Below are 16,348 nucleotides of genomic sequence, written 5' to 3' on the forward strand. Positions count from 1 at the left end.
AATTATTTTATTGCTGTTTACCTGAACTTACCCAAATAAGCTTGCTGCTATTGGAATAGCGGTAAACATCCGTCCACCAGGTTGCGCCACCCCGGCATGAGGACATTAGAAGCTTGTTCTTTTTATCCAATGTCACATCACAAAGGCCCGAGCATTTTCCCTGCGTTGCATTGGGTTCTGTCAGGAGGTGAAAACGCTTCGATTTAGGATTGAACAGATAGATAGTGAAATTCCGGTAAACGCCCATGCCCTCGTCCGGTATGGAAAATGCGACATCATCAAAACCATCGAAATTGTAATCTGCAATCGTACCAAGCCGCCGGGGATCGGGATGGTCAAACCCTGGAAGCTGGCTGGTTTTAGTGCTGCCATCGCCATAGCTGAAGATGAGCAGGTTGTCTGAAGTATGCCGGAAAGAGATCAGTATATCATGAAGAAGATACTTATCAATTCTTGCCTCATCTCCCGGCGCTATGATCTGCTCCAACTGAAACTGCTTGCCATCTTTACTTCGTTTGTACCATATTCCTGATAATTTTCCAGCTTCCTGTGTAAGTCCGTAACTGCCGGTTACCTTTCCTTCGATCACTTCATCCCATACGTAAGTCACTTTTGGTGCCGCTAAACTTCCATGGCTGCTGCGGGTCTCTAATCGGAGTGAGATGATGCCCTGCTGGCCCCGGTACTGGACAAATGCTCCCTTGCCTTCAGTGCCAAAGTAAATGTCAAGACGGAAAGGCTTGGGCCCGTTTGTTGACTGAAGTGAAAATGGTTGGGCCGCTGCCTGGTAAAATAATAATACCGGCACCATTAGGGAGAGCAATTTCTTAAGCATCGTTTTTTAGTTTTTATATTGCTCTTTTGCATTTATTGTGCCATTAATTTTTCTAAAATAAAGGAAAAATGTGAAAGGTCTTCCAATCCTCCTTTAAGATAAACTGCTACAGGCTTTTTCCGCTTACCGGATGCTACCCTAAAAGCATCGTTACAAAAGGAATCGGGAGGTTTTTTAGATGATCATGCAATTATTTTGTAAGTCAGGCCAGGCAGCGAATCATATTATGAAAACTAAATGTAACAGGTCGGTGTTAGATATCATGAAGTAAATCAGTTAATTAAGCGGAAAAAAAATAAATGATTGCATATATTGCATAATGTTTTTGCTGCATAGGTAAATAGCCAAACGATAAATATGAATACCAGAAGAGATTTTCTACAAAAAATGGGTGCATCCGCATTGATGCTGCAATTGAGTTCAATATCGGTATTTGCGAACGCCCCTGATCTGATCGAACAGCCCTACGACGGTAAAGTACTCCGGGTAGCCATTATGGGTTTAGGTGGATATGGCACCCGGGTGGCGGAGGCTATGAAGGCTTGTACCAGGGCGAAGCTGGTAGGTGTAATTAGCGGTACGCCTTCAAAAATTAAAGAATGGCAAACTAAGTACAATATCCCTGAAAAGAATTGCTATAACTATGACAATTTCGATCAGGTAAAAGATAATCCGGATATCGATGCAATTTATGTGATTACGCCAAATGCACTGCATCATAGTCAGGTTATCCGGGTAGCAAAAGCAGGAAAACATGCTATATGCGAGAAACCGATGGCGTTGAATGCCAAAGAAGGACAAGAGATGGTTGATGCTTGTAAAAAAGCAAATGTAAAGTTACTGGTTGGCTATAGGTTGCATTTTGAACCCCGTACGCTGGAGGTGATCCGAATGAGAAATGCAGGCGACTTTGGCAAGATCATGTTTTTTCAGGGACAATGTGGTTTTAAAGCTGGCGATCCTATGCAATGGCGATTAAACAAAGCGCTTGCTGGCGGGGGATCAATGATGGATATTGGAATCTATGCCATTAACGGAGCCAGGTATATGGTGGGCGAAGAGCCGGTTTGGGTGACTGCCCAGGAAACCAAGACCGACCCGGTAAAGTTTAAAGAAGGTGTAGATGAAACCATACAATTTCAATTAGGTTTTCCGGGTGGCGCGGTAGCCTCCTGCTTGTCGAGTTATAACATCAATTACCTCGATAGATTTTTTATGAGTGGCGACAAAGGATTTGCAGAAATGCAACCTTCTACTGGTTATGGTCCGATTAAGGGTAGAACACATAAGGGTGAACTCACGCAACCCATCACTACCCATCAAACTGTACAGATGGATGAAATGGCAACTATTATTTTTGAAGATAAGAAGCCGGTAGTTCCTGTAAACGGTGAGGAAGGTTTGAAAGATCTTAAAATTATTGATGCCGTCTACCAGGCTGTAAAAACAGGAAAAAAGATTAAAATAACTGTTTAAAACAAACTTTAGATTAATGAACCAATTCACTATACTGATTTTACTGATGCTGTTTTTTTCTACAGCTTATGGGCAAAAGACAGCTACAAATAAATTAGAAGATCTGTCAATTGCAGTAAAAAACGGTGCTTATCCTAACCTTGATGGGCTGATGATAACCAAAGACGGCAAGCGGATATATGAAAATTATTTTCACGGATTTAGTAAAGATAGTCTGCACGATACCCGTTCTGCTTTTAAGTCAGTAGCAGGAATATTAGTTGGTATTGCTATTGACAGAGGATTTATTAAAAATGTCGACGAAAAAGTATATTCTTTTTTTCCTGAATATAGGCCTTATGGAAACTGGGATACGCTGAAAGACAGTATGACTATTGAAAATTTGCTTGAGATGAAATCTGGCTTTGATTGCGAAGAATGGAATGGGAGCAAGGATTGTGAAGATGATATGCAGACTAGGCAGGACTGGATAAAATTTTGTCTTGACCTGCCATTAAAAAACAAGCCAGGAACCCAATGGGATTACACCTCAATAAATGCAATGCTTTTAGGTGGTATAATTGCTCATGCCTCCCAGATGACTGTTTCGGATTTTGCAGATAGGTACCTTTTCAAACCATTGGGTATCACGAAATATAAATGGACTAAAGATTCCATGGGCCATGAAACAACAGCAGGTTCCTTCTATATTTCTTCCGGAGACCTGAATAAAATAGGTCAATTAGTCTTAAACGATGGCATTTTCAATGGTAAAAGACTAGTATCTAAAAAATGGATAAAAGTTATGACGAAAAAACGTCATAAAATTGAGGACTTTTCCAATGTGAAAATTTCCAAAAACAGTGCAGCTATTCCTCAGCCAACTTACTATGCTTATACATGGTATAATGAAGAAGTAAAAACTGAAAATTTTATGTACAATATTGTTTTTGCTTCAGGAAATGGAGGACAGTATATCATGGTGGTAAGAGAATTAAACCTGGTGGTATCCTTTAATGGAAACAGCTATAACTCTTCAAAGTCAAAGTTGCCTTTTGATATCATGATTAAATACATTTTGCCTTTTTTTGACCAAAAATAGTTGCCTTGAAAACTCAGTTTGAAAATTCAGGTAAAGTACTGTTACCAAATATAAAAAAATGGCGTGTAATGCGAGTTCCCGTCATTGGGGCAATTTTCAGGTCATTCGTTTGATAATTGCCATAATAAGTTTATGTATCAAAATTTTTGCTGTCAGGGAACTTTCAAGCGGTCAACATAAAAACAAGACCATTAGTCTTTATATCAATATTTCATATTGTTTTATCTTTGGTTTTTACTTAATATTTAATGATGTCACGAATCAAGGCGTCATTGAAAATTGCCGAACAATTAGTATCTTTCCACAATAATCCTGTTGGGTGTAAAGTTTAAAACCTTAACTATTCTTCAAAAAAAAAATGTCATCTAATACACTAAAATTGCTACAAAAACAAAAAAAAAACATCCTTGAGATCTGGATGAAAAATCAATTATCTGACGATGGTCTTCGTGAAGACCTGATCAGTAACGAAGATCTCAGGGAACAATCAGAAGAATTGGTTGCTGCTTTAGTTAATAATTTATCTGGAAACGATCTGGAAGACCTTGATGGTGACAGCTGGAATTCTGTGATAGAGATTCTGGGTGGCATTGCCATAACCAGGGCCCGTCAGGGCTTCTCTCCGCGTGAGACCGGTCGTTTTGTTCATAGTTTAAAAGAAGCTGTTCTTGAGGTTTTACAAACCCAGATCAAGGATCCAAAGCAGCTTTTTGACGAAAGCATGAAGATCATCAGGGTAATGGACAATTTGAGCATCGTGACTTTCGAAACCTTCATCAAAGGCCGTGAAGAGGTTATTCTGAGACAGACAGATGAGATTGCTGAGATTTCAACTCCGGTAATCAGGGTTTGGGACGGTATCCTGGCTTTACCAATTATAGGCACGCTCGATAGTTCGCGGACCCAAATAGTAATGGAAAATTTATTACAGGAAATCGTAGAAACTGGTTCAAGCATTGCTATTTTGGATATTTCAGGTGTGCCGGCGGTAGATTCTTTGGTCGCCCAGCACCTAATCAAAACCGTTAGCGCCACCCGTCTTATGGGAGCAGAATGCATAATCAGTGGTATACGCCCCGAAATTGCTCAAACAGTTGTACACCTGGGAATAGACCTTTCCAATATTATCACAAAGGCGAGCTTGGCCAGTGCATTGGCTTATGCGTTCAAGGTTTTGCGATTAGAAGTGCGCAAAGCAAATCCAGTTAATAAAATTAATAATATATAGAATGGATAAAATTCCTATTCTCCGGATGGGAAGTTTTCTTCTCGTAACCATTCAGGTAGATTTGTATGACCGTCTGGCGCTGGATCTTGAAGCAGATTTGGTTCAGATGGTTAACAAGACCAGTTCGAGAGGAGTACTGATTGATATATCGGCAGTATCCATTGTCGATTCATTTATGGGACGCATTATTGGTAATATTGCCAGTATGTCTAAAATATTGGATGCAGAAACTGTTGTGGTAGGCATGCAGCCGGCAGTAGCCATAACCCTCATAGAGCTTGGGCTACCGCTTAAGGGCGTACATACTGCACTCGATGTCGAGAAAGGTATGAATTTATTAAAGTCTATGATTGGTTCCGATGTCGGAGACGAAGAAGAAACCGATGATGATGATAACTTCGCTCAGTAAAGATAATATTCAGGTTCAAAAGGAACAGGATGTGGTTTTATTAAGAAACCGCATCCGCGAGGTCGCAGTTAAAATTAAAATGGGTTTAGTGAATCAGACTAAGCTTATTACTGCTGCAAGTGAACTTCTGCGCAACATGTTGCGATACGGTGGTGGAGGCGAATGTCTTGTCGAAATTGTGACGCGTGGCCGGGACACAGGGGTAAGACTGACCTTTTCAGATAGGGGGCCTGGCATACCCGACATTAGCGCGGCCATGAGGGATGGTTTTTCAACAGGAAAAAGCCTTGGACTTGGATTGCCGGGTGCAAAAAGGCTCAGCAACGAATTTGATTTAAAAAGCAAGCCCGGAGAAGGCACAGTAGTGATGATTATTAAATGGGCAAATGGTTGATGCAACACACATAAGCCTTCAGGCGGGCGATAGAAGTTACTTTTCACTTATAAAAAAAGAAATTCACCAACGACTGGTTAAAGTTGGTATGGATAATGTAAGGATTGCAGAGGTTGATATTGTTGCCGCAGAAATGACCAGCAATCTTTTTAAGTATGCTGACGGCGGAGAAATTCTGTTCGGAGTTTTCAACGAAAATGGAACGCCTTATGTAGAGCTCATCTGTATAGATAAGGGACCTGGAATGAAAAACCCTGCCAGGATGATTCAGGATGGAATGTCCACCAGCAATACTCTTGGCGCAGGTTTGGGCAGTATTAAGCGTTTATCTGATACCTTCGATATATATTCCATCCCGGAATGGGGCACCATCCTTCTAAGTAGAATCTATGTGGGGAAAAAGCCTGTGGCTAAAAAAGGAATGATAATCAGACCTCTGGTTCTGAGTAAACCAGGAGAACTGGTAAGCGGGGACGGTTTTTCATACCGCATATCAGGAAAAACCTTCAAGCTATTTTTAGGAGACGGTTTGGGTCATGGTCCGGATGCAAACTTTGCCGTGAATGAAGCAGCTAAGGCGTTCAAGGTTTTTCCAGATGCCAGCCCTGTTGAAACACTCCGGTTTATGCACACATCAATAAGAAAAACACGCGGCCTTGTAGCTAATGTAACTACCTTTAATAGTGAGAGGGGAGAATGGTCATCAGCTGGAATTGGTAATATTGCTGCTAAATGGATCGGACCGGTTAATTCAAAAAACCACATGTCTTATAATGGAATAGTCGGACACAATATTCCCACAACTATGAATGACCAGGTTTTCAATTTTTCCGATTTTAATCAGCTCGTTTTGTGTTCTGATGGTATCAAGACCAGATGGGAGACAGGGAAGTACCCCGGCATCCTCAAGCACGACCCTTCCATCCTGGCATCGGCATTATATAAAGATCATGCAAGACAAACGGATGATATGTCCGTAGTTGTCATCAAAATCGTTTAAGATGAGAGAAATTATCGGTATCACGCTTGAAAATGAGATGGATCTGATTTTGGCACATAAGCGGTCCATGCAGATTGGTGAGCAGCTCGGACTGACCGTTGCCACGAGAACAACACTTGCCACAGCGGTCTCTGAGGTGGCAAGAACAGTTATCGATTTTACAAACGAGGGCAGATTAAGTTTATGTATATCTGGAAAGTTCCCCCGTTTTTCAATAAATGCAGGCATTACATTTGACTCTGACCATGTTTTTAAAGAAACGGATGAAGGCTTTTTTTATGCCAAAAAGCTGATGCCTGATTTCAACTTTGAGGTAACCGGGCAGGAATACTCGATAACCATGGCACTCAGCCTGCCGCGCTCCGCAAAGGTCGACGAAGCTAAAATATCAATCCTCCGGGATTATTTTATCAATGCTGTTCCGCTAAATGCATACGAGGAAATCAAAAACAAGAATAGCAAGCTTAGTCAATTAACCCAGGCGCAGGAACAGGAGATCAAATTGGGGCGTGAACTTGATGAGAAAAAAAACGAATTCATTTCCGTTGCAAGTCATGAACTTAAAACACCAATAACGGTAATTAAAGCCTATACCCAGATGTTGAGGCTTTTAAAGGGGCAATATTCAGACAAAGTAGGTGAGGTGGTTGAGAAACTGGAAATTCAAACCGGCAAGCTGGTCCGGTTGACCTACCAGTTAATGGATGTTTCTAAGATTGAAAACGGCAGTCTTCAATACGACCTGATAAAGATAGAGCTTAACTCATTTCTTGAAGAGACCGTAACCATGCTGACCAATGTTCACGCTAATAACAAGATCAATCTTCAGCTTGGCGATGGGTGTTCTGTCATGGCAGATCCATTGCGGCTCGAGCAGGTATTAAGCAATTTAATAGGCAATGCCGCAAAATATTCAGATAAGAATTCAGCTATCGGTGTTGCCACGTTCTTATCAGAAGAAGGTGGTAGCATCACGATCCAGATCTCAGATCATGGGATGGGGATGTCGAAAGACAGTATAGCAAGGATATTTGAAAAATTCTACCGGGTTGAAGACATCGTTTCCTCACATCCGGGATTGGGGATGGGTTTGTATATTTCCTCTAAAATAGTAGCAGATCACGGCGGCAAAATCTGGGTGCAAAGCGAAATAGGAAACGGGTCAATATTTTACTTCACACTACCTCTCGCAGTTCCATTCAAACAATAACCTTGATCATAAAAACGGAACCGGTTCAATGTAAGGTTAAGATTCAATTAACTCTTGTCATGCAAAATAACTAGCTATTTGAGGAATCAAAAACTTAATCGCAAATTTAAGGTTATCTAAATAACCATAAACATAACCAATGCCCAAACATATTTATTTACTGGAAGACAATGATGACATTAGAGAAATCGTTGAACTGTTATTAGAAGGAAAAGTTTTGAAAGTTTCCTCTTTCGCAGATATCGCTTCTTTAAATAAAGCCCTGGAACAACATGTTCCAGACGCCTTTTTATTAGATGTAATGCTACCCGATGGTAATGGTATCGACGTATGTTGCAAACTAAAGGCAGATAAATCTACAGGAGATATTCCTATTGTAATGATGTCCGCAAATTACAATGCTTCGCAAATGTCAGCACTATGTTCGGCAGATGATTTTATAAGCAAGCCCTTCGATATTACTGATTTTACACGGAGGGTCGCAATTCAGCTAGGGCTGGACGAACTGTAGAACACAATTTTGTAGATGACAATTTGGGCTAATCGTTCTCATAAATCAGCGACCTAATTTTAATCTGTTAAATAGTCTTAAAGTCGAATGCGGAGATTAATGTTCTTTATATCCGCAACTTTTGCAGCGAATAGCTTTGGCAATGCTGAAAATATAGCTATGTATACCTATCGCACATTTATGGTTCGTTAACCTTCATCCGTTCGATGATGGAACCGTGGTATTGCACGCGCCATTGCAGATATGCAATTAACCCGGGCAGACCAGACCGCACAATCTACAGTATGTCTGCGCAAATACCGTTAGTACGCAGCCGCTATTACGACATATTAGCCCAAATCCAACAAGGAATGTTGGATATAACCGAATGGCTGAATTGGTTCCTCAGATGTTATGAACACGCATTATCCAATACCGCCCGGACGCCGGGAAAAGTTTTGAGTGAAGCGAAGTTTGGGGAAAATCCTCAGCTTCTATTCGATGGCAAGCTGACCTCTTCTAAATGGGCGAAGATTGCAAATGCTCTCAGGACACCGCAATACGGGATATACAAAATCTTATTGAGCGGGGATTAATGATGAAAGAAGATGGTGGTGGGCGCAGCACCAGTTACATTTTAGTCTGGTATATTGGATGACATTTAGCATTCGTATTAGTGCCGCTAAATGTAAAATTAAATGCAGTGTTTTAAAACAAAAAAACATCCGTCTTTTGGACGGATGTTCTTAACAATGTATGAAGGTTATTATCTTATCCTATCTTAACGTTGATTGCGTTCAGGCCTTTTCTGCCCTCTTCTACATCATAGCTTACTGTATCATTCTCGCGAATGTTATCTATTAAGCCTGATACATGTACAAAAAGCTCTGCATCGCCATTAGCTGGCACGATAAATCCAAAACCTTTTGTCTCATTGAAAAATTTTACTGTTCCTTGTTGCATTATATTTTATTTTAATTATTTTCAAATATAAATAAATTTATTGAAAATCAAAACGTTATGTTTTAAGGCTCGGGTATTGGGTATTGGCCAACCCCTCCAATCTATATTATCTATGATAGGGATGGATATCTTTATCCACCATTTTCCGTCAAGTGATATTCACCTGGTAAGCTAGGATATACTGCATGCGACCAATAAAATTTGTTGGGTAGCTGCCTTGACACTTTTGCGGTTACGATAACGTTATCCATCCTTTAAAGCAAATTGCAGGTGTCTCTGTTAACACCTTAAATAACAAAGGGGTTTAAATAGTTTGCAGTACCATAAAATGAACCTCCTTCATATTAACTTAAATTTTCACGATACTCGCCCGCAAGAATAAGAATACTTCAGGATCATACCTGATGTAGGTAATAAACTTAAAATCTATTGCTGATAATATTGGTATCTAAAATAATTTTTAGGGTAAAAAAGCCTGGGATGAGTCAATTTACCGATGCTATTCATAAGTAATCTGCTGATCACAATTGCTGTTGTTCCGCATCGATTAAACTGCGTATCTTCTCGTCTTTAAAGTTCTTTAATAATATTTTAATCAGTCTATTGGTTGGACTCGACGGGTATTTGTGCATAAATCTGTTGAATTCTTCTATATTCGCGGCGTTTATGAACGCTTTTTCAGAACTTTGATATTCTATTGTTGACGTATTATCCAAACCGAACAGATAATCGCATTGATAAGATTGATATTGCTCCCTTATTTTATTCCTGAGTTTAGATGCCGGATATTTTGCCAATAGTTTTTCCCAAACAATTACCCTTTCCCCAATTTTTTCAAAAGATAGAAGTAAGGATGCGTCTGCACTATAAGAAACTTTATCTTCCTCACATTTGATGGCTATATATTCTTTATAATCATCCGAAACATAGTTTTCGAAAATGTTATGGTAAAAATCATTTTTAGTTTTTATTTCAACTATGCCTTCTCCAATTTCATCGTAATCCAGATCATATTTTTTCAAAAGCACTCCTAATTTTTTTACCCTGCTTTGGGTTTGGGCATCCTCCTCATAAAATTTTTCGAGTAACTGGCTTTCAGATCCCATAATTTTTCCAACCAGCATCTCATTTGCGCTTAAATAAGCGTCATAAATTTCATTAGCTTCGGTTTTTGAGGCGACTAAAAGCTTTTCTTTAACTTTTTTCCGATCGCTGCCAACCAATGACAGCAGCTGTTCCGTGTTCATCTTATGATTTAATGAAGTGGTCGTTACAGGACCATCTAATTCGCTGGTATCGGGATTTTCAGGAGCAATTTTTTTACTGCCTGTTTTCAATTTAGTATTACCTGCTGTCCGGGTATTATCCCGGCAGGAGACCGTGATGAGGGCAATGAACAGACAACAATAAAATGCAGGTTTCATGGGAACGATCTTCAAATTTATAACGTAAGTTTAGCTAAAATACAGAACTAAGTGGTAAAATAGGTTATTGAATTTAATATTGGATAACCATTGACTCCTTTATAAAAGTAAATTAAAAGAATCAATTCTTTAAAATTTGAGGGAAGTAATCAAAAAAGATCTTTTATTACCTCCTGAAGGGTACCATGTTTTCTTGCCATTCATTAACTTAAGCATTTTTTTAGATTTTTGTTCTTAAAAAGTCTGAAATTAGTTGAACGCAGGTATTTAAAAAAAGCTTTCCTATTAATGCGATTAAGTATTTCGCTTTACATTGCCTTCTTTGGGCTTTCTTTTAGAAAATAATCTCAATATCTTAGTTGCTCCCTGTGTATATTGTTGACATTACATGAAATTTTATACCTTAGAAAATAAATTCATGTCATGATTCCCTATTCTAAATTTCCGGATGAAAAACTGGCTTCCCTTTTAAAGGAGGGAGATAAGCAGGCTTTTGCTGAAATTTACCATCGCTACTGGAAGCTAATCTATGCACATGTGTATAAAATGCTTAGGGATGAAGAAGACTCCAAAGATGTTGTGCAGGAGGTTTTTGGGAATTTGTGGATTAAGGCAGAATCTATTAAACACAATACCAATATATCTGGCCTGCTATATACTTCGGCCAGGAACCGGGTATTTGATCTGATCGAAAAAAATAAAGTGAGAAGTGATTATATTGGAGAGATTGCAAGCTTTATGTCGGATCCTGTAAACCATCAGGTTGATGCGATTGATGAAAAGCGGATATTGGAAATACTGGAAAGGGAAATTCAGAAACTGCCTCCAAAAATGCGTGAAATCTTCGAGCTGAGTAGAAAAGAGAATCTTTCACATAAAGAAATTGCTTCGAAATTGAATATTTCAGAACAAACTGTTAAAAAACAGGTTCAAAATGCCTTAAAAGCTATCAAGCCAAAACTCAATGATATAGGAATTGGAATAGGGATTTTACTGCTTTTACGCTAATTTTTAAATTATTTCAAAATTCTTCTACCCCCAACTTTGCGTTCACCCGTTTACCTGTAACTTAACCCTCAAAAAGATATGGATAAGCAGCAGGCAAAAGAATTGGTTCAAAGATATAATCAGGGACTGGTATCGGCTGAAGAAAAGGCGAAGCTGGAAAACTGGTATATGCAAAAATCCGATAGTCTTTACCTTAAAGATGATGAAATAGATTTCGATAGCATAGCGGAGGAACTTAGCCTGCGCACTTTTCAGTATGCTGGCATCCTCTCCGTCAAAGTTCCGGCAAAACGATTTAAACTTTGGCAGCGTATTGCTGCGGCTGCAGCAATAATTTTGGTAATCGGGGGGGGCATCTTTTATTGTGCTAACCAATCCACACGCGGCAACGATAGCCTGGCTGAATTAAAAGCTCATGATATTGCTCCGGGTTCTAATAAAGCCGTATTAACCCTTGCAAACGGTCAACAGATTAGTTTAACAGATGCCAAAAATGGAAAACTGGCAAATGAAGCAAATACAGTTATTAAAAAAACTGCCGATGGCCAGTTGGTCTATATGGAAGCTGATGAAACACAACAACAACAACTAATTTACAATACCATTAGTACCCCGGTTGGAGGGCAGTATACCTTAATCTTATCCGAAGGAACAAAAGTAATCCTCAATGCGGCTTCTTCCCTAAAATATCCTGCTCAGTTTAAGGGGAAAGACAGGGTGGTGGAGCTAAGTGGTGAAGGCTATTTTGAGGTGGCTCATGATCAATCAAAACCATTTAAAGTGATCAGCAGAGGCCAGACGGTGGAGGTATTGGGAACCCATTTCAATATCAATTCTTATTTAGACGAACCCAACATCAAAACCACCTTGTTAGAGGGAAGCGTGAATGTAAATGGTACCACCATTAAGCCTAAGCAGCAAGCCATTTTCAACAATCGCAGCATTCTGGTTAGGGAAGTAGAACCTGAAGAAGTGGTGGCCTGGAAGAACGGACTTTTTAAATTTGACCATACCGATATTCATACCCTGATGAGGCAGATTGCCCGCTGGTACGATGTAGAGGTAGTTTATGAAGGTACTGTTAAAGGCGGACAGTTTTACGGTAAAATTGAAAGAAGCTATACCCTCTCTGAAGTGCTCAAAGTACTGGAACTTGGCAACCTGCACTTTAGGGTAGAGGGTAGAAAAATTATTGTGCTACAGTAAACCAGTGGCGCTCTGATAAATAAAATCAACTAAATAATAAACCACCTAAACCAAACAACCAACATGAAAAGATCTATACAACAAAGCGGCTAGGCTTAATTACAGGTTAACCAGGCGAAACAAAAGCCCGGAGAAGGCTTCGACACTTTTCCCCGGACTTTGCGTTTGGGTCAACCTGATCCGATCAATCGGAATAGTGAAATAATTCTTGACAATTAATCCAAACCCAAACAATACAAACGTATGAATTTATCCTCATATGCAGAAACCGCCTGGCCGTCGGGGCGGCTGATGCGTAAAACCATTTTGGTTATGAAACTGATTTTTTTCATCATCACCGTCACCTGTGTGCAAGTGGCGGCTGTTGGATATTCCCAAACCGTTAATATCCAGCAAAATAATGCACCACTTACCACTGTTTTTTCAACCATAGAAAAGCAAACCGGATATAATTTCTTTTGGAAAGATGCCGATCTGAGTTTGATAAAGATTAATGTAAAACTTCAGAACGCTTCTCTGGAAACTGCCTTAAATGAAATCTTTAAAGGCCTGTCCCTAACTTATTCCATCACCAAAAAATCTATCGTTGTCCGGCAAAAAGAAACCTCCATTTTAGAAAAAATAGCGAATGTTTTTAAGGATACCGGTGTTCGCGGATATGTACTTGGTGCAGATGGACTGCAGCTGGCCGGGGCAACTGTTTCAGTGAAAAACGGAAAAGGCCGTACCATAACAAATGCCAGGGGTGAGTTTAGTTTAAAAGATGTTCCCGATGATGCCATTTTGCAGGTATCTTTTATGGGGTATACCACTAAGGAAGTCGGAGTTGGTAATCGCTTGCTTGAAATCAGATTACAACTGAGTAATTCTAAATTAGATGAAGTACAGGTGATGGCTTATGGTAAAACCAGTCGCCGTTTTTCAACGGGTAATATTGCCTCGGTAACCGCAGAAGAAATTGAAAAACAGCCGGTTATGAATCCTCTTCTGGCCTTGGTTGGAAAAGTGCCGGGAATGAATGTAACTCCGGCTACAGGCTATGCAAATGGAACTGTAAAAGTTGAAATCCGTGGACGCAGTACCATCAGCCCCGATTATCCTTCTGAACCCTTGTACATCATTGATGGTGTACCCTTAATCTATCTCAATGTTGGGGGCAATGCCAGTTATGAAAGTGGATCTCCGGGGATTATACAGAATGGAAGTTATACTGCAGGACAAGGCCAAAGTCCGTTATTTAACCTCAATCCGCTAGACATTGAGAGCATTGATGTGCTAAAAGATGCCGATGCTACTGCCATTTATGGATCGAAGGGTGCCAATGGTGTAATCCTGATTACAACTAAAAAAGGAAAAGCTGGACCAACGCAGATTAGTGCGGGTATTGCTCATGGGATTTCTCAGGTTACCCGTTACTGGGATATGTTGAACACTCAGGATTATGTGAAAATGAGAAAAGAGGCATTTAAAAATGACGGACTTCCATTGACACTTCAAAATGCCCCTGATATTGTAGGATGGGATACCACAAGATATACCAATTGGCAAAAGGAATTATGGGGAAATACTGGTCAGATGACAAGAACCTACCTGTCCATTTCCGGCGGAGATGAAAATACACAATTTAGCATCAGCCCAAGTTATACACGTTCAACATCTATTTTAACAGTAAGCGGATCAGATCAGGTTGCCGGAACAGCAATCAGTGTCAATAATTCGGCCTTTAACAAGCGGCTAAAAACAGCGCTGGCAGTTAATTACACCTATTCTAACAGTAACATCAATTCTACATCCTCAGTTGCCACGCTTCCTCCAAATGCGCCTCCGATTTATGATAGTAATGGAGAATTGAATTATAAAGAGTGGAATGAGGTGGGGCTTCAGAACAGTTATCCGTTTGGAACGCTTAAAGCTTTATCAACTTCAACCGCAACTATAGTAATGGGCAAGTTAAATCTTGCTTACGAAGTGTTTAACGGATTCCAAATTTCCAGCCTTTTTGGTTTTAATACCACCAACCAGAAGAGCGAAGGCAGATCGCCCATTTCAGCCCAAAATCCGGTTAATAATCCAACCGGAGCTTTAAATGTCGGGACAAATAATAATCAGACCTGGAGTATTGAACCACAAGTAAGTTATAATACCACCATAAGTAAGGGCGATTTTTCAGCCTTTCTGGGTACTGCCCTTAGCAAGACGGTCACTTCGGGACAGAATACTTATGGATTGGGCTACACGGACGATAATCTTTTAGGTTCCCTGCAACTTGCACCAACCATTATGATTATGGGTGATACCTACGGACAGCTTAAATACGCAGCATTATTTGGCCGGATTAACTATAACTGGGACAGGAAATACATCATTAATCTAAGCGGGAGAAGGGATGGATCTTCACGTTTTGGACCTGGAAAACGGTATGGGAATTTTGGATCTTTAGGCTTTGCGTGGATTGCCTCCGAAGAATCCTGGATTAAAAGAAACCTCCCATCCTTTATTGATTTTGTGAAATTTAAAGGAAGTTATGGTCTTACGGGAAGTGATGGTGTGGGCGATTACCAATACATCAGTCAATGGTCTAATGTGAATAATGGCGTTCCGGTTTATACCTATGGCGGGATTACCCCATTAATTAGTTTACATGCCGTGAATCCGAATTTTCAGTGGCAGGTGAATAAAAAACTGGATTTATCCTTTGAAATAAATCTCTTACAGGATCTTAATTTCAATGTAGATTATTACCGAAACAGGTGTGGTAATCAGCTAACCAACTATCCAACGCCACTATTTACAGGTTTTGGCGCGGTAACGGCTAATTGGCCGGCAGTGGTTCAAAACAGCGGTTGGGAATTTACGCTCAGCGCAATGCCATTCAAGAATAAGAATTTTAGCTGGAATTTAAATTTAAACACCTCGTTTAACAAGAACATTTTGTTGAGTTACCCGGACCTTGAGCTCTCCAGTTACGCAACGCAGTATGTGGTTGGCAAATCTGTAAATGATGTTTACCTGCTGCACTATATTGGTCTTGATCCGATGACCGGTCAATACGTTTATGAGGATCATAACCGCGATGGGTCTGTTTCTACGAATCCTTCAGGCCGTCCTGGCATGGGATACGATGACCGTTATATCGTCAGGAACAGAGATCCGAAGTTCACCGTGGGTATGAACAACAGATTGCAGTATAAAAATCTGTCTTTGATGGTCAATGTATATTATAAAAATCAAATGGGGCTTAGCGCGTTCTACTCAGGTGTGCCTGCAGGTAATATGGCAAATATACCAACCGAGGTTTTTAACAATCGTTGGCAACAGCCCGGACAAGGGAGTAATTATGCCATTCTTACATCCACTACAGGTTCGCCGTCAAATGGATATATACTAACTTCTGACCTGGCCTATACAGATGCTTCTTTTTTGAGGTTGCAGACGGTGAGTTTAGGTTATATGCTGCCACAAAAATTGCTTAAAGGGAAGCGTCTCAGCTTTTCCATAGATGCCCAAAACTTATGGGTATTGACTAAATACAAAGGAATAGACCCGGATACGCAAAATTTTGGATCACTGCCACAGGCTAAAACCATTGTTGCAAACCTTTCTCTTACCTTATAAACCATGACT

General features: G+C 40.1%; 14 protein-coding genes. 11 read left to right on the forward strand and 3 right to left on the reverse strand.

Going from position 1 to position 16,348, the window contains the following annotated elements; all coding sequences use genetic code 11:
• Positions 1-7: 7 nt before the first annotated feature.
• Complete coding sequence (locus FFJ24_RS00290) at positions 8-811, reverse strand: hypothetical protein (RefSeq protein ID WP_138820165.1); 804 nt, start codon at positions 809-811, stop codon at positions 8-10.
• Between the two features lie 381 nt (positions 812-1,192).
• Between FFJ24_RS00290 and FFJ24_RS00295 the strand changes: the two genes are divergently transcribed.
• The 8 genes from FFJ24_RS00295 to FFJ24_RS00330 all read left to right on the forward strand — a co-directional run bounded on the left by FFJ24_RS00295 (position 1,193) and on the right by FFJ24_RS00330 (position 8,144).
• A complete protein-coding gene (locus FFJ24_RS00295; protein WP_138820167.1) occupies positions 1,193-2,311 on the forward strand; it encodes a Gfo/Idh/MocA family protein in 1,119 nt (372 codons plus the stop codon).
• 16 nt (positions 2,312-2,327) lie between these two features.
• Positions 2,328-3,392, forward strand: coding sequence for a serine hydrolase (locus FFJ24_RS00300; protein WP_138820169.1), 1,065 nt, complete (start codon positions 2,328-2,330; stop codon positions 3,390-3,392).
• A 358-nt stretch (positions 3,393-3,750) separates the two neighbouring features.
• A complete protein-coding gene (locus tag FFJ24_RS00305) occupies positions 3,751-4,620 on the forward strand; it encodes an STAS domain-containing protein (RefSeq protein ID WP_138820171.1) in 870 nt (289 codons plus the stop codon).
• 1 nt (position 4,621) lies between these two features.
• Positions 4,622-5,029: an STAS domain-containing protein gene (locus tag FFJ24_RS00310; protein ID WP_138820174.1), complete on the forward strand. Its 408-nt coding sequence runs from the start codon at positions 4,622-4,624 to the stop codon at positions 5,027-5,029.
• The gene (locus FFJ24_RS00315; protein WP_246862707.1) at positions 5,004-5,423 is read left to right on the forward strand and encodes an anti-sigma regulatory factor; all 420 of its coding nucleotides are present in this window, start codon (positions 5,004-5,006) and stop codon (positions 5,421-5,423) included. The genes FFJ24_RS00310 and FFJ24_RS00315 overlap by 26 nt, the downstream gene beginning before the upstream one ends.
• Positions 5,416-6,423, forward strand: coding sequence for a serine/threonine protein kinase (locus FFJ24_RS00320; RefSeq protein ID WP_138820176.1), 1,008 nt, complete (start codon positions 5,416-5,418; stop codon positions 6,421-6,423). The genes FFJ24_RS00315 and FFJ24_RS00320 overlap by 8 nt, the downstream gene beginning before the upstream one ends.
• A gap of 1 nt (position 6,424) precedes the next feature.
• Complete coding sequence (locus FFJ24_RS00325) at positions 6,425-7,633, forward strand: sensor histidine kinase (protein ID WP_138820178.1); 1,209 nt, start codon at positions 6,425-6,427, stop codon at positions 7,631-7,633.
• 139 nt (positions 7,634-7,772) lie between these two features.
• The gene (locus tag FFJ24_RS00330) at positions 7,773-8,144 is read left to right on the forward strand and encodes a response regulator transcription factor (protein WP_138820179.1); all 372 of its coding nucleotides are present in this window, start codon (positions 7,773-7,775) and stop codon (positions 8,142-8,144) included.
• 750 nt (positions 8,145-8,894) lie between these two features.
• On the opposite strand, the gene FFJ24_RS00335 is transcribed toward FFJ24_RS00330, so the two are convergent.
• Positions 8,895-9,086 carry a cold-shock protein gene (locus FFJ24_RS00335; RefSeq protein WP_138820181.1) on the reverse strand — a complete coding sequence of 64 codons (192 nt, stop codon included), beginning with the start codon at positions 9,084-9,086 and terminating at the stop codon, positions 8,895-8,897.
• A 521-nt stretch (positions 9,087-9,607) separates the two neighbouring features.
• Entirely contained in the window at positions 9,608-10,510 is a 903-nt protein-coding gene (locus FFJ24_RS00340) for a hypothetical protein (RefSeq protein ID WP_138820183.1), read from the reverse strand.
• Between the two features lie 423 nt (positions 10,511-10,933).
• Here FFJ24_RS00340 and FFJ24_RS00345 point away from each other — a divergent pair, with 423 nt between their 5' ends.
• From FFJ24_RS00345 to FFJ24_RS00355, 3 genes are all read left to right on the forward strand, one after another.
• Positions 10,934-11,518 (forward strand): RNA polymerase sigma factor, encoded by a 585-nt coding sequence (locus FFJ24_RS00345; protein WP_138820185.1) that lies wholly within the window; start codon positions 10,934-10,936, stop codon positions 11,516-11,518.
• A 78-nt stretch (positions 11,519-11,596) separates the two neighbouring features.
• The gene (locus FFJ24_RS00350) at positions 11,597-12,724 is read left to right on the forward strand and encodes a FecR family protein (RefSeq protein ID WP_138820187.1); all 1,128 of its coding nucleotides are present in this window, start codon (positions 11,597-11,599) and stop codon (positions 12,722-12,724) included.
• A 243-nt stretch (positions 12,725-12,967) separates the two neighbouring features.
• Entirely contained in the window at positions 12,968-16,339 is a 3,372-nt protein-coding gene (locus tag FFJ24_RS00355) for a SusC/RagA family TonB-linked outer membrane protein (RefSeq protein ID WP_138820189.1), read from the forward strand.
• Positions 16,340-16,348 lie beyond the last annotated feature (9 nt).

The sequence above is a fragment of the Pedobacter sp. KBS0701 genome (assembly GCF_005938645.2).
Classification (GTDB): domain Bacteria; phylum Bacteroidota; class Bacteroidia; order Sphingobacteriales; family Sphingobacteriaceae; genus Pedobacter.

Bases quoted from the DNA above. Each gene is read 5' to 3' on its own strand.
- FFJ24_RS00290 (WP_138820165.1), bottom strand. From the start codon at position 811: ATGGTGCCGGTATTATTATTTTACCAGGCAGCGGCCCAACCATTTTCA.
- FFJ24_RS00295 (WP_138820167.1), top strand. From the start codon at position 1,193: ATGAATACCAGAAGAGATTTTCTACAAAAAATGGGTGCATCCGCATTG.
- FFJ24_RS00300 (WP_138820169.1), top strand. From the start codon at position 2,328: ATGAACCAATTCACTATACTGATTTTACTGATGCTGTTTTTTTCTACA.
- FFJ24_RS00305 (WP_138820171.1), top strand. From the start codon at position 3,751: ATGTCATCTAATACACTAAAATTGCTACAAAAACAAAAAAAAAACATC.
- FFJ24_RS00310 (WP_138820174.1), top strand. From the start codon at position 4,622: ATGGATAAAATTCCTATTCTCCGGATGGGAAGTTTTCTTCTCGTAACC.
- FFJ24_RS00315 (WP_246862707.1), top strand. From the start codon at position 5,004: ATGATGATGATAACTTCGCTCAGTAAAGATAATATTCAGGTTCAAAAG.
- FFJ24_RS00320 (WP_138820176.1), top strand. From the start codon at position 5,416: ATGGTTGATGCAACACACATAAGCCTTCAGGCGGGCGATAGAAGTTAC.
- FFJ24_RS00325 (WP_138820178.1), top strand. From the start codon at position 6,425: ATGAGAGAAATTATCGGTATCACGCTTGAAAATGAGATGGATCTGATT.
- FFJ24_RS00330 (WP_138820179.1), top strand. From the start codon at position 7,773: ATGCCCAAACATATTTATTTACTGGAAGACAATGATGACATTAGAGAA.
- FFJ24_RS00335 (WP_138820181.1), bottom strand. From the start codon at position 9,086: ATGCAACAAGGAACAGTAAAATTTTTCAATGAGACAAAAGGTTTTGGA.
- FFJ24_RS00340 (WP_138820183.1), bottom strand. From the start codon at position 10,510: ATGAAACCTGCATTTTATTGTTGTCTGTTCATTGCCCTCATCACGGTC.
- FFJ24_RS00345 (WP_138820185.1), top strand. From the start codon at position 10,934: ATGATTCCCTATTCTAAATTTCCGGATGAAAAACTGGCTTCCCTTTTA.
- FFJ24_RS00350 (WP_138820187.1), top strand. From the start codon at position 11,597: ATGGATAAGCAGCAGGCAAAAGAATTGGTTCAAAGATATAATCAGGGA.
- FFJ24_RS00355 (WP_138820189.1), top strand. From the start codon at position 12,968: ATGAATTTATCCTCATATGCAGAAACCGCCTGGCCGTCGGGGCGGCTG.